Origin of the sequence: Streptomyces sp. NPDC057616 (assembly GCF_042800575.1) — a bacterium.
Lineage (GTDB): Bacteria > Actinomycetota > Actinomycetes > Streptomycetales > Streptomycetaceae > Streptomyces.
In genome coordinates, this window is the sequence record NZ_JBHVGU010000013.1 from 168,485 (window position 1) to 181,328 (window position 12,844).

General features: G+C 70.4%; 10 protein-coding genes. 5 read left to right on the top strand and 5 right to left on the bottom strand.

Annotation, left to right across the window (positions count from 1 at the left end):
* Window positions 1–98: 98 nt before the first annotated feature.
* Window positions 99–1,799, bottom strand: coding sequence for an MFS transporter (locus tag ACFU97_RS18515; RefSeq protein ID WP_384257401.1), 1,701 nt, complete (start codon window positions 1,797–1,799; stop codon window positions 99–101).
* Between the two features lie 202 nt (window positions 1,800–2,001).
* Here ACFU97_RS18515 and ACFU97_RS18520 point away from each other — a divergent pair, with 202 nt between their 5' ends.
* From ACFU97_RS18520 to ACFU97_RS18530, 3 genes are read left to right on the top strand one after another with little or no spacing between them, the layout of a single operon-like run.
* On the top strand, window positions 2,002–2,886 hold the full coding sequence (locus ACFU97_RS18520; RefSeq protein ID WP_384257403.1) for an SDR family oxidoreductase: 885 nt from the start codon (window positions 2,002–2,004) through the stop codon (window positions 2,884–2,886).
* Entirely contained in the window at window positions 2,858–3,028 is a 171-nt protein-coding gene (locus ACFU97_RS18525) for a hypothetical protein (RefSeq protein ID WP_384257406.1), read from the top strand. Before ACFU97_RS18520 ends, ACFU97_RS18525 begins: the two co-directional genes overlap by 29 nt.
* A 10-nt stretch (window positions 3,029–3,038) precedes the next feature.
* Window positions 3,039–3,854 carry a helix-turn-helix transcriptional regulator gene (locus tag ACFU97_RS18530; RefSeq protein ID WP_384257408.1) on the top strand — a complete coding sequence of 272 codons (816 nt, stop codon included), beginning with the start codon at window positions 3,039–3,041 and terminating at the stop codon, window positions 3,852–3,854.
* A 27-nt stretch (window positions 3,855–3,881) separates the two neighbouring features.
* Here ACFU97_RS18530 and ACFU97_RS18535 read toward each other — a convergent pair whose 3' ends face one another.
* From ACFU97_RS18535 to ACFU97_RS18545, 3 genes are all read right to left on the bottom strand, one after another.
* Window positions 3,882–4,451 carry a hypothetical protein gene (locus ACFU97_RS18535; protein WP_384257411.1) on the bottom strand — a complete coding sequence of 190 codons (570 nt, stop codon included), beginning with the start codon at window positions 4,449–4,451 and terminating at the stop codon, window positions 3,882–3,884.
* Between the two features lie 192 nt (window positions 4,452–4,643).
* Entirely contained in the window at window positions 4,644–5,075 is a 432-nt protein-coding gene (locus ACFU97_RS18540) for a hypothetical protein (protein WP_384257413.1), read from the bottom strand.
* 118 nt (window positions 5,076–5,193) lie between these two features.
* Window positions 5,194–6,207, bottom strand: a complete 1,014-nt coding sequence (locus ACFU97_RS18545; protein ID WP_384257416.1) for a winged helix-turn-helix domain-containing protein — start codon at window positions 6,205–6,207, stop codon at window positions 5,194–5,196.
* A 220-nt stretch (window positions 6,208–6,427) separates the two neighbouring features.
* Between ACFU97_RS18545 and ACFU97_RS18550 the strand changes: the two genes are divergently transcribed.
* Window positions 6,428–10,600, top strand: coding sequence for a beta-galactosidase (locus tag ACFU97_RS18550; RefSeq protein ID WP_384257419.1), 4,173 nt, complete (start codon window positions 6,428–6,430; stop codon window positions 10,598–10,600).
* Here ACFU97_RS18550 and ACFU97_RS18555 read toward each other — a convergent pair.
* Window positions 10,500–11,765 (bottom strand): Lrp/AsnC family transcriptional regulator, encoded by a 1,266-nt coding sequence (locus ACFU97_RS18555; RefSeq protein ID WP_384257423.1) that lies wholly within the window; start codon window positions 11,763–11,765, stop codon window positions 10,500–10,502. The genes ACFU97_RS18550 and ACFU97_RS18555 overlap by 101 nt on opposite strands.
* A gap of 62 nt (window positions 11,766–11,827) precedes the next feature.
* Here ACFU97_RS18555 and ACFU97_RS18560 point away from each other — a divergent pair, with 62 nt between their 5' ends.
* Window positions 11,828–12,832, top strand: a complete 1,005-nt coding sequence (locus ACFU97_RS18560; RefSeq protein ID WP_384257426.1) for an alpha/beta hydrolase — start codon at window positions 11,828–11,830, stop codon at window positions 12,830–12,832.
* The last annotated feature ends 12 nt before the right edge of the window (window positions 12,833–12,844 follow it).

A 12,844-nucleotide genomic window follows, 5' to 3' on the forward strand; every position in this document is an offset into this window, starting at 1 on the left:
GATCGTCGGTCCTTCGAAGGGTACTGGCCGGGTCCGCCGGCCTCCAAGACCGGGCAGCCACGCCCCCCGACGCGGCTGCCCGGCGGCTGCGACCCGTGTCAGTGCGTCTCGGTGACCGGCTCCTGACCGAGACCTGCGACGGGTGCGGTGGGTGCGGGCGCGGGTGTGGGTGTGCTTGCGGTGGGGGCGGCGCCCTGCTCCATCGACTCCGCCGTCTCCATGCGCGCACTCTCGTGCAGGTCCCGGGTGCGCACGAAGGCGAATCCGATGAACGCGCCCACGGCCGCGACGGCGGCGCAGACCAGCATGACGTCGGTCAGGCCGTCCACGAAGGCGGTGCGTGCCGCATGGTCGAGGGCGGGGACGAGTTGCCTGGGTGCGTGGCGCAGCGCTTCGTTTCCGCCGCCCGCCGCGACCGCCTCTCCGAACCCGTGGGCGGCCGGGCCCAGTTGACGCCCCGCGTCGGACCCCGCGAAGAGGTCCGTGACGCGGCTGTGGAACACGGCGCCGAAGCCGGCGATGCCGATGGCGACGCCCACCTGCTGGAAGGTCTCGCTGATGCCCGAGGCCATGCCCGCCTTGGACGGCTCGACGACGGCGATGGACAGCGAGGCGCGGGAGGGGTTGAACAGGCCCATGCCCACGCCGATCCCGAACATGCTCGGCAGCAGCGCGGTCCAGGGGGTGTCGGGGCCGGTGAGCGCGACGAGCGCGAGTCCGACCGCGATGAGGCTGAGCGAGACACCCATGAGCAGACGCTGCGGCACGCGGGTCGTCAGCGAGCCGGCGGCGGCCGCGGCCACGAACAGGGTCAGCGTCAGCGGAAGGAAGCGCAGGCCCGTCTGCCAGGGCGAGAACGCGAGTACGTTCTGCACGTACGAGACCAGGAGGAAGATCGCGGACATGGTCGCGGCGGCGCACAGCAGCGTGACGGCCGAGACGCCGTTGAAGGTGACGTTCCTGAACAACGACAGCTGCAGCATGGCGTGTTCACCCCACTGCCGCTCGACCGCGGTGAACACGACGAGCAGGACACCCGCGCCGGCGAACATGGCCACGATCGGCGCGCTGCCCCACCCTTCGGTCTCGCCGCGCAGGAGCCCCAGCACGAGCAGGCTCAGCGCGCCGGAGAAGAGGACGAGCCCCCACCAGTCGAGCGCCGTCGCCGACTCCTGACGCCATTCGCGCATCCGCAGCAGGCTGATGACCAGGGCGACCAGGCCGACCGGGACGTTGACCAGGAAGATCCAGCGCCAGCCGAGCCCGTCGGTGAGCGCGCCGCCGATCAGCGGTCCGAAGGCGATGGACAGCCCGACGACGCCACCGAAGATGCCGAAGGCCTTGCCGCGGTCCCTGCCCTGGTACTCCTGGCCGATCAGTGCCGGGCCGACGGCGAACAGGACGGCGCCGCCCAGGCCTTGGACGCCGCGGGAGACGGAGAGGGTCAGCGCGTCGCCGGCGAGACCGCAGGCGAGCGAGGCCAGCAGGAAGACGACGAAGCCGACGTTGAACACGCGCTTGCGGCCCAGCCGGTCGGCCAGCGACCCGGCGGTCAGGAGCACAGCGGCGAGCCCCAACGCGTAGGCGTCCAGCACCCATTGGAGGGAGGTGAAGCTCGCGTCGAAGGCCTGCCGGATGTCCGGGAGCGCGACGTTCACCACGGTCAGGTCGAGCAGCAGCATGAACGTGGCCACGCAGACGACGGCCAGCGTCCACCCCCGTCCGCCACCCGTCCCCGCGGTGCGGTCCGCCTCGGCGTCAGGAGCCTGCAGCGGCACCTGAGTCGTTCGTTCCTTCATCTTTCCCCCGAGCTTCTATGATCAAGCTTCTCAATCATCGGTAACGCCGATGATTTGAAAAGCTATGAATCCGCCGGGTGGCCTGTCAACGCTCGCAGGGCCTTTTGGCCGGTACCCGACGGCGTCCCGCTGAGCCTGTCCCTGGGAGTACTGGTACAGGCGGGATCTGGAACGCGGCGATCCGGCTGCCGACCATGAAGGCATGGCACACGTACTCGTCACGGGCGGAACCGGGTTTCTGGGTTCCCGCGCCGTCGCCCAGCTCCTGACCGCCGGACACACCGTCACCACCACAGTGCGCTCGCTCGCGCGACGGCCCGACGTCGAGCGGATGCTCGCCGTGGCGGGAGCTCCGCACGCGGACGGCGTCTCGTACGTGGAGGCCGACCTGACGTCAGATCGGGGCTGGGATCGAGCCATGGCGGGAGCCGACTACGTCCTGCACATGGCGTCGCCGTTTCCGGGGACGCGGCCGGAGCACGAGGACGAGGTGATCGTTCCGGCACGTGAGGGCACCCTGCGAGTCCTGCGCGCCGCCCGGGACGCGGGCGTGAAGCGCACCGTGCTGACCTCTTCCTTCGCGGCGGTGGGGTACGGGCACGAGGGCACCGGACGGACCTTCGGTGAGGACGACTGGACGAGGACGGACGGGCCGGGGGTCTCCGCGTACGTCAAGTCCAAGGCCATGGCCGAACGGGCCGCCTGGGACTTCGTCGAGAGCGAGCGCGGCGGGCCGGAGCTGACCGTCGTCAACCCGGTGGGAATCTTCGGGCCGGTCCTCGGGCCGGACTACTCCGCGTCCATCCGGATCATCCACGCCATGATGACCGGCGGGATGCGGGCCGCGCCGCCCATCTGGACGAACACGGTCGACGTCCGGGACGCGGCGGACCTGCATCTGCGCGCCATGACGGCGCCCCAGGCGGCCGGACAGCGGTACCTGGCGCTCGCGGGCGAGCCGATCTCGTTCCACCAGATCGCCCTGGCCCTGCGCGCGGCTGGGCGAGGACGCCGCCAAGACCCCCGCCGGTTCGGCCCCGGCCTGGCTGCTGCGTCTGATGGCCACATTCAACCCGGCGCTGCGTGAGACGGTCCCGCAGCTGGGCGTGGTGCGCCGCGCCTCCCACGCGAAGGCCCGCAAGGAGCTGGACTGGTCCCCGCGGTCCAACGAGGACGCCGTCGTGGCCACCGCGGAGAGCCTGGTCCGCCTCGGGCTCCTCAACGGCTAGCGTCGCACCCATGGCGCACGAAACGGCCGACACCCTGGGCGAGTTCCTGCGGACCCGGCGCGGGCAGATCAGCCCGCAGCAGGTCGGGCTGCCTCCCGGCGAGCGACGCCGCGTCCCCGGACTGCGGCGCGAGGAGGTCGCCCAGCTCGCCGGGATCAGCCCGGAGTACTACCTGCGGCTGGAACAGGGCCGCAACCTCAACCCCTCCGACCAGATCCTGACCGCCCTGGCCGGCGCGGTCCAGCTCGACGAGGACGCCGTCGCCTACCTGCACCGACTCGCCCACCCTGCCCCACCCGCGCGCCGACCACGCAGCCGCCCTCGTACGAACCAGGGCGATCTCCAGCCACTCCTGGACAGCTGGCCGCACACCCCCGCCTACGCCCAGGTGCCCGGCGGACGCGTTGTCGCCGCGAACCGGCTGGCCGCGCTCGTGTGCCCCTTCTTCGCCGTGGGCCACAACCCGCTGAGGGCCGCCTTCCTCGAACCGGAGATGCGCAGCCTCTACCCGCAGTGGGACGACATGACCGCCAAGACCGTCTCCGGCCTGCGCGCGATGATCGACATCGACGACGCCGACCCGGAGTTGCTGGAGACCATCGGCGAACTCACCGTCGCCAGCGAACGGTTCAGCACGCTGTGGACCCGCCGCGAGGTCCGCCGCCGCGACACCGGCCGCACCCGGCTCAACCATCCGCTCGTCGGCGAACTCAACCTGCACTACGAGAAGTTGGTGCGCCCGCAGGCCCGTCAGCTGATCGTCGTCTACTACGCCGACCAGGACTCCACCAGCGCCGAGCGCCTCGCACTCCTGAGCAGTCTCTGACCACGTGCGAGACCGCCGGCGACTCTCCTACGCCGGTGAGGAACTGCTGCCCGGAGCTCTGCGGAGCAGGTGCAGACAGACGACCGAGGCGACGACGGTACGCCGTTCGGAGGCGGTCAGGCGGGGGCCCATTTCCACGACGTACTGCTGCAGGCCGAACCACGTGTCGATGGTGCTCACCGTGACCCGGCCGAGAACGTCCGGCGCCGGGCCGCCGTCCGTCGGCTCGGACTTTGTGAGGTGCCATTCGGTGTTGAGGAGGCCGGGCCGGGTGAGTACGAGTTGGCGTCCCTGCTCCGAACGGAGGCGCAGCCGACGGGTCTTGACGAAGCCCGGGGCATCGGCCGTGCCGACCTCCCGGTCCGCGGCGTCCGTGAAGCGGAACTCCGCCGGCCCGAACTGCTCGATACCGACGATGGATTGGCCGCACGGGTCGGTGACGAGGGCGTACGTATCGTCGGTGTACACGACCCAAGCGAGCGGAGTGCCCTGCACGGTGGACATGGTCAGGGCGGGGCCCACGTGGCGGCGCCATCGTGAACGCTTCGGCTGCCCCACCACGACGGCTTCCAGCTCGAACAGACCGGGATTCGTCATCGGTCTTCCTTCCCCCGTCACGGCGCCCCCTCGACCGAGTAGGACCACTGTGACCGAGAAGCCGCCCGGTTCCTATCCCTCGAGTGACAAGGGGAGCAGACGAGTAGGCGACCAACGGTGGCGGCCGCCCCATGACAGGGGGGCGGGGCCGCAGCCCTCCCCGATCCGGCTGCGACCCCGCCCCCGGTCCTGTCACCCGTGCCAGACCTTCACGTAGCCCACGTTGTCGTTGAAGACGGTCGATCCGAAGGAGACCGGCAGGGAGTACGTGGCCGAGGCCGTGCCCGCGATGTTGGTCAGGCGGACCTTGTTGCACTGGCCCGCACCCCGGATGGAGGACATGTGCGTCTTCCACCAGTCGCTGGGGGTGAAGCCGTATCCCGCGGTGTCGCATGTGCCGTAGGAGCCGTAGATGCCGGCGCTCGTGCCGCGCCAGCCGGCGTCGGAGTACCACGTCATCAGCAGCGTGGAACTCGCTGCCCGCAGGCTCGATGCCCGCAGACTGGAGTGGACACCGGCACGTGGCGCCGGGGCGGCGGAGGCCGTCGGAGCCGCCGCCACCGCTGCCAGCAGGAAACAGGCCGCCGCGGCAGCGATCCTGCCCGTCTTCTTCCGCTCGATCATGCGATACCGCCTCTCGTCGTGGAACGGCTGCGCGCCTGCACCTTCGGCGCGGCTCCATACGACGGCCTGGCGGCGCGGAGCGGCAATTGATTCGAATCGCCTCGAATCCGGCCACGCCTCAGGCGTCCGCCCGGCCGGCGGTGGCCGCGACCGCCGCGGCCAGCAACGGCTCGGCCCGGTGCGTGCGTTGGTAGAGGACGTGCCGTTGGCGGCGGAAGCGGGTGACCAGGCCGGCACGGGCCAGCACCCCGAGGTGGTACGAGACGGTGCTCGGCGTGAAGTCGTGGCGGCGCGCCAGCTCCGTGGTGGAGCGGGGCTGTGCCAGGTCGGCGAGGAGCAAGGCGCGGCTGGCGCCGAGGATTTCGCCGGAGCCGCGGTGGCTCGTTCGGGGACCCCTGTCCGCCGTCGAGGCCGGGTACAGCAGGATGGGCCGGTACTGCCCCGGCAGCGGCGTCGGGTCAAGGACGACGTCCACTCGCGTGCCGACGGGGGAGGGCATCAGCACGACGCCGTCCGGGGCCTGTACCCGGGCGCGGAACGGACTCATGACGGTGAGGCGGTCGTCGGTCAGGGAGATGGTGGGGTGCAGGTCGCCGAGCGTGGATGCGACGCCCTGCTGCGCGGACTGCTGCGCCCTCCGGGCGATGTCGGCGTCCATGGCGGCCCGCATACGGGCCCAACGGGCGCTCAGGCAGAGCCGCCAGAACTGTTCCAGTTCGGCCGCGACCCCTTCCCGCAGCGTGTCCTCGCCTCGGTCCAGTACTCGTGCGACCGAGGTGGGCAGCCGGCGCGCGGGAATGACGGCCCCCTGGCGGCCGCGGGTCATGACGGCGAACTCGGCGCGAATCCGGTCCGCCGGCGTGGACGCCACTTGGTGCAGTTCCGCGGTCAGTTCGGCCTCGTACGCCTCGGGATGTGGCGAGAAGAAGTCGGGGATGTACCCGGGTTCGCCGAGGTAGAGCGATGCCAGCAGCGGCAGGTTGCCGCCTCTCAACGTGTCGCGGCAGGCGGCCCGGTAGCCGCGCGCGTCGCTCCGGCGTGCGTGGGCGAGCACGCGCGCCACGGTCCACAACGGCGAGATGCAGAAGCGGACCCGTCCGAACGCCTGGCCGTCCAGACCGAAGGAGAACATCCTCCACCCCCAGTGTCAGCAGCGACGGCGCCCATGGTGTCGTCCCCGGCAGCCCACGACAGCGCCACGGTCGGCCAGGTGTGATGCGCCCCTGCTGCCTCCGTTGTCTTCTCCCGCCCCATTGTGTTGCGCCCTACCCACCTTTACTGTTCGACTTTGCCTGAGTCTGTTTGACTCTGATTGCTCAGGCGGTAGGGAGGCCGCAGTGCGGGGTAATCGGATGGATCCAGAGACTGCGAGACCCGGTCGCCGCCGGTGGTGGAGGGCGGTCCTCGCGACGGCCGCGACCATCGCCCTGGCAGCGGGCATGACCGCGCCCGCCGCGGCGCACGCGGCGGAGCGCGACGTCGGCGGGAAGGTGTCCGAGGCCGCACCCGCCGCGAGTCCGCGGAAGCACACGGTGACTCTCGACGGCTACTCGTTCCTCGTGGACGGCAAACGCACCTACCTGTGGTCCGGGGAGTTCCACTACTTCCGGCTCCCGAGCCCGGACCTGTGGCGCGACATCTTCCAGAAGATGAAGGCCGCCGGCTTCAACTCCACCTCGCTGTACTTCGATTGGGGATACCACTCGCCGAAGCCGGGCGTGTACGACTTCAGCGGGGTGCGGGACGTCGACAAGCTCCTCGACATGGCCGAGGACGCCGGGCTCTACGTCATCGCGCGCCCGGCGCCGTACATCAACGCCGAGGTCGACAGCGGCGGCCTGCCGGGCTGGCTGACCACCAAGGCCGGGAACAACCGCAGCGACGACCCGCGGTTCCTGAAGTACGCGGACGAGTGGCTGACTCAGATCGACCGGATCCTCGCGCGCCACCAACTGACCAACGGCACGGGGTCGGTGATCGCCTATCAGGTCGAGAACGAGTACTACAACGGCTCGGACGCAGGCCGTTCCTACATGAAGCACCTGGAGGACAAGGCCCGTGCCGACGGCATCACCGTGCCGCTGACCGGCAACAACAACGGCACCTTCAACTCCGGCACCGGCGCCCTGGACGTGGACGGCCCGGACTCCTACCCGCAGGGCTTCAACTGCTCCAACCCCGCGAAGTGGAACGGCGTCCCCGACATCAGCTACGACCACCCGGCCGGCAAGCCGCTGTACTCGCCGGAGTTCCAGGGCGGCGCCTTCGACCCCTGGGGCGGACCGGGCTACGACAAGTGCGCCCAGCTCATCAACGACCAGTTCGCCAACGTCTTCTACAAGCAGAACATAGCCGTCGGCGCCACCGCGCAGAGTTTCTACATGACCTACGGCGGCACCAACTGGGGCTGGCTGGGCATGCCGGAGAACTACACCTCGTACGACTACGGCGCCGCGATCCGCGAGACCCGCCAGCTCGATCCCAAGTACGACGAGGACAAGCTGATCGGGTACTTCACACAGTCGGTCGCCCCGCTCACCAGGACCGCGGCGATCAGGACCACGCCACCGGACAACTCCGCGGTCGTCGACACCGCCCGGATGAACCCCGACACCAAGACGCAGTTCCACGTCCTGCGGCACGGGAACTCCACCTCCACGGCCACCGACAAGACCCACATCTCGCTGGACTTCAACGCCCAGCCGGCCGCGGACACCACCTACACCTGGGACGATCCCGACTCCGCGCTGCAGTACACCGGTTCGTGGTCGCACGTCGCCGACCAGAGCTACACCGGCGGCGACTACAAGCACACCGAGTCGTTCTCCAACAAGGCCGGTGACTCGGTCACCGTCCCCTTCGACGGCACCGCGATCCGCTGGATCGGCTCGAAGACCGACAACCACGGCAACGCCGACGTCTACCTCGACGGCGACAAGGTGGCGACGGTCGACGACTCCGGCGGCGAGAGCCAGGCGGTGATCTTCCAGAAGACCGGTCTGACGCCCGGATCGCACACGCTGAAGATCGTGGTCGCCGGGACCCACAGTTCGGGCTCTTCGGACAACTACGTGGCCATCGACGCCATCGACGTGCCGACGGCGGCCACCGCGACGCCGACCTACCCGGTCGTGCCGCAGGAGCCGGGCACCGCGATCACGCTCGACGGACGCGACTCGCACGTGATCGTGGCGAACTACCGCCTCGGAGACGCCCAGTTGCAGTACTCGACCTCCGAGATCATGACCAGCGCGACCGTCGGTGACCGCGACGTCGCCGTGCTGTACGGCGACCCGGGCAGCGACGGCGAAACCGTCCTGCGCTACTCGTCGAAGCCCACCGTGACCGTCAACGACGGTGCGGCCAGGACCACATGGGACGCGGACACGGGCGACCTGCGGCTCGACTACACGCACAAGGGCCTGACCCGCATCACCATCAGCGGTGGCGGACAGCGCCCGCTGCTGCTCCTCGTCGGCGACAAGGCCACGGCGAAGACCTTCTGGCGTCAGGACACGGCGAACGGCCCGGTGCTCGTCCGCGGCACCCACCTGCTGCGGACCGCGACCAGCCTGGACGGCGGCCGTACACTGGCCCTCACCGGCGACAACGCCGACGACAAGAACATCGAGGTGTTCACCTCCGCCGCCCGTGTCAGCTGGAACGGCAGGTCACTGGCGGCCAGTCGGGCCTCCGACACGGGAAGCCTCACCGGCACGATCCCGGTGGCCGCCTCGATACACCTGCCCGCGCTGACCAACTGGAAGCACGCAGACGAATCCCCGGAATCGGCCGCCAAGTTCGATGACACCGGCTGGCAGGTGGCCGACAGGACGGCCACCAACAGCGTCTCCGGAAGCGACTCGCAGCCGGTGCTCTACGCGGACGACTACGGCTTCCACACCGGCAACACGTGGTACCGCGGACGCTTCCACGCCACCGGCAAGGAGACCGGCATCCACCTGGTCTCGGACTCCGGCGGAGATGCGCAGGCGTTCTCCGCCTGGCTCAACGGCACCTTCCTGGGCAGCTCCACCACAGGGAGCGCCGACTTCACCTTCCCGGCCGGCTCGGTGAACTCCAAGGGCGACAACGTCCTCTCCGTGCTCACCGTGAACATGGGCCACGAGGAGGACTACAACTCGACCAACGGCAACAAGACCGCGCGCGGTCTGACCGGTGCCTCCCTCGTCGGCGCACCGCTGACGTCCGTCACCTGGCGTCTCCAGGGCGTACGCGGCGGCGAGGACCTCAAGGACACGGTGCGTGGCCCGCTCTCGACGGGCGGCCTGTACGGCGAACGGGCCGGCTGGTCCCTGCCGGGGTACCCGGACGGCGACTGGAAGCGGCTGAGCCTGCCGTCCACCGACACCCGCCCCGGCGTGTCCTGGTACCGCACCGAGGCCGCCCTGGACCTGCCACGCGGCCAGGACACCTCGCTCGGGCTGACGTTCACCGACGACCCGTCCCGCAAGTACCGTGCCACGATCTTCGTGAACGGCTGGCAGGTCGGCAACTACGTCAACTACCTGGGCCCGCAGCACACTTTCCCGGTTCCCAACGGCATCCTGAATCCGAACGGCCGCAACAGCATCGCCATCGCCGTCTGGAATCTGGACGGCAGCAGCGGCGGACTCGGCAAGGTCGCGCTGACCAACTACGGCAGCTACGCCTCCTCCCTGCGCGTCGCACAGAACGACAGTCCCCGCTACGACCCCCGGGCGTACGCGATGCCGAAGCGTCCGGGAGTCGATGTCACCCTGAACGTCCCGGACGGAGCTCAGTCCGGAGAGCCCTTCACGGCACGGGCGACGGTACAGGTGCCGAAGGACAAGGGGGCCGCCTCGCAGCTGACGGCCTCGCTGTCCGCGCCCGACGGCTGGAGCGTGAGCGACCCGAGCCCCACGTCGGTCAAGCGGGTGCGACCCGGCGCGTCGGCCACCTTCACCTGGGACGTCGAACCTCCTGCCGGGAAGGTGCCTTCCGCCTCGGCACTCACCAGCACGGTGCACTACCGGCAGGACGGCCGGCAGGCCGCCGCCGGTGACGAGCGCATCGTGCGCGGCATTCCGTCGGCCCCACCGGCCGGGAAGAACGCCGTCAGCGACCTGCCGTTCCTGTCGTCCACCAACGGCTGGGGACCGGTCGAGCGCGACACCAGCGTCGGCGAACAGGCGGCCGGGGACGGCCGCAAGATCAGCATCGCCGGCACCGGCTACGCCAAGGGCCTGGGCACCAACTCGATCAGCGACGTACAGCTCTATCTCGCCGGGAAATGCTCCCGGTTGACGGCGGACGTCGGGGTCGACGACGAGACAGGCGGCGCCGGGACGGTGACGTTCTCCGTGATCGCCGACGGCAAGACGTTGGTGACCACACCGACGATCCGCGGCAAACAGGCCGCGGTGCCAATCGACGTCGACGTCAGCGGTGCCCAACTCGTCGACCTGAAGGTCGGCGACGCGGGTGACGGCAACGGCAACGACCACGGTGACTGGGCGGCGCCGACGCTGACCTGCGGCTAGCGCCGGCCCGCCCACGGGACATGTCCTGAGCGGCAACGACGGCACACGGACCGCCGCCTCGTACGAGGCGGCGGTCCTGACATGAGGTGCCGCGCGCCGAACGCGCCGGCTTCCTCGCGGCGGTCGCCTCGGCCACCGGTGGGGGAGTGCGCTTGACGGCGCGGCTGACGACCGCCGTCTCGACATGGGTGATTCCCAGGCCGACCAGATCGCGGGAGAGGAAGCCGTACAGATCCGTCAGGTCCTCGAAGTATGCGGCGGCATGCAGGTTGGAGGGTCCCGACGTCGCGAACGCGCCGTGCACAGAGGGGTGTTCGGCCAGCGCCTGCCCGGCGGCCGCCAGATGGTCCGGGGGCACGTGCAACAGGAGCTTGGCCTCGATGGACAGCCCGAGGCGGCGTGGATCCACCAGGACCTGGGTGATCAGGCGTCCCTGGGAGGTCAGTTGGGCGAGGCGGCGGCGCACCGTGCTCTCCGGGTGCCCGGTGCGGGCGGCCAGCGCCGCGGCGGTCAGGCGTGCGTCGGGGGTGAGGGCGTCGATGAGCGACTGCTCCACGGCGTCGGTGTCGACGCCGTAGAGACCCGTAGAACTGGAAACCATCGGCGAACTGGAAACCGTCGGCGAACTGGAAGCCGTCGCCGCGGCGGCCGGCTCGGCGGGGCTCAGGGCCGCGCGCTCGGGTGCGGTCAGCACCTGGTGACGCCACTCGGAGGTGAGCCGGAAGACGTGCAGGATCGTGGCACTCTCCACGGACGTCACCGCCTGGGTGGAGGGCAGCTGGCGGAAGACGAGAGGGTCGCGCGATCCCGGCTCGGTGCGTGCCACCGCGAAGATCTCGTCACCCGAGGTGGTGACGTCGATGAACGGGATGTCCTCGCGCGCCGCGAGCGCGGCCACGATCGTGTCGAGCTTTCCCCGCAGGACCCGGATGCGCAGGAACAGCGCCCCGGCCGAACCCCCACCGCGCGGCCGCGCCACCGGTGAGATCACCACACGCACGGTGCCGTCGGCGCTGAGCGCGTGCAGGCGGCGACGTACCGTGGCCGGGTTGAGGCCCAGCACCTGCGCCGCCCGCTCCGCGGTGACACGGCCGTCGCACTGCAGCGCGGCCACCAGCCGCTGATCCACGAGGTTCAGAACGGATTCCGCCGTTGCGTGCGCCATGATGACGAGTTTCGCTCATTCCGCCGCCGTTCGGAGCCCTGCTCCGGCACCGCGCCCCAAGCATGGAGGGCATCCACTTCGACCCGTCCGTCCCGGACGGGTACACCACGGAGGTCCATGTGCCCGCGATCGAGCAACGGGAGAAAGTCAGTTTCACCAGCGGTGACACCACCTGTGCCGCCTGGCACCATCCGGGGTCCAACGGCGGCTGTGTGATCATGGCCGGCGGCACCTCGGTGACCAAGGAACCGGCCTCGGACCAGTTCGCCGCGCGGTTCAACGACGCCGGTTTCGCTGTTCTGGCCTTCGACCACCGGCGGTTCGGGGAGAGCGGGGGCGCGCCGCGCCAGATCGTCCGCTTCGACGAGCAGATCGCCGACTGGCACGCCGCGATCGAGTACGCGGCCGGCCTGCCGGACGTCGACCCGGAAAAGATCTCGGTCTGGGGCTTCTCGCTGGCGGGCGGCCACGTCTTCCGCGTCGCGGCCGACCACCCGCGACTGGCCTGCGCCATCGCGCAGACCCCGCTGGTCGACGGCCGCGCCGTCGCCCCCCACGCGCTCCGCTCCATGACCCCTCTCGCCGTTCTACGACTCTTCGGTCGCGGAGTCGCCGACGCACTCGGGGGCCTCGCCGGGCGTCAGCCGCTGCTGGTCCCGACCGCCGGACCACGCGGTGCCGTCGCCTCGCTCACCACACCCGACGCCATGGACGGCGACCGTGCCCTCGATCCCGACGGTCGCCACACGAACTGGGAGCAGACGGTCGCCGCACGGATCGTGCTGAAACTCGGCGGCTACCGGCCCGGCCGCCACGCCTCCCGGATCCGGTGCCCCCTGCTGGTCGTCGTCTGCGACCAGGACCAGAGCGTGCTCCCCGGTCCCGCCGTCAGGGCCGCCCGCAACGCACCCCGATCCGAGGTGGTGCACCTGACGGGCCGCCACTACGCCCCCTTCCTGGAGTCGCACGAGCAGGCCGTGGCGGCGGAGATCTCCTTCCTGGAGACGCATGTGCACGCCCACGAGATCGGGCCGGCCCGGCAGGCCGACGGCGACCGGCGGCCGTGACCGCAGCGAACC

Coding starts and splice junctions, on each gene's coding strand:
- ACFU97_RS18530 (WP_384257408.1), top strand. CDS start 3,039: ATGGCGCACGAAACGGCCGACACCCTGGGCGAGTTCCTGCGGACCCGG.
- ACFU97_RS18515 (WP_384257401.1), bottom strand. CDS start 1,799: ATGAAGGAACGAACGACTCAGGTGCCGCTGCAGGCTCCTGACGCCGAG.
- ACFU97_RS18555 (WP_384257423.1), bottom strand. CDS start 11,765: ATGGCGCACGCAACGGCGGAATCCGTTCTGAACCTCGTGGATCAGCGG.
- ACFU97_RS18540 (WP_384257413.1), bottom strand. CDS start 5,075: ATGATCGAGCGGAAGAAGACGGGCAGGATCGCTGCCGCGGCGGCCTGT.
- ACFU97_RS18535 (WP_384257411.1), bottom strand. CDS start 4,451: ATGACGAATCCCGGTCTGTTCGAGCTGGAAGCCGTCGTGGTGGGGCAG.
- ACFU97_RS18545 (WP_384257416.1), bottom strand. CDS start 6,207: ATGTTCTCCTTCGGTCTGGACGGCCAGGCGTTCGGACGGGTCCGCTTC.
- ACFU97_RS18520 (WP_384257403.1), top strand. CDS start 2,002: ATGGCACACGTACTCGTCACGGGCGGAACCGGGTTTCTGGGTTCCCGC.
- ACFU97_RS18550 (WP_384257419.1), top strand. CDS start 6,428: ATGGATCCAGAGACTGCGAGACCCGGTCGCCGCCGGTGGTGGAGGGCG.
- ACFU97_RS18560 (WP_384257426.1), top strand. CDS start 11,828: ATGGAGGGCATCCACTTCGACCCGTCCGTCCCGGACGGGTACACCACG.
- ACFU97_RS18525 (WP_384257406.1), top strand. CDS start 2,858: ATGGCCACATTCAACCCGGCGCTGCGTGAGACGGTCCCGCAGCTGGGC.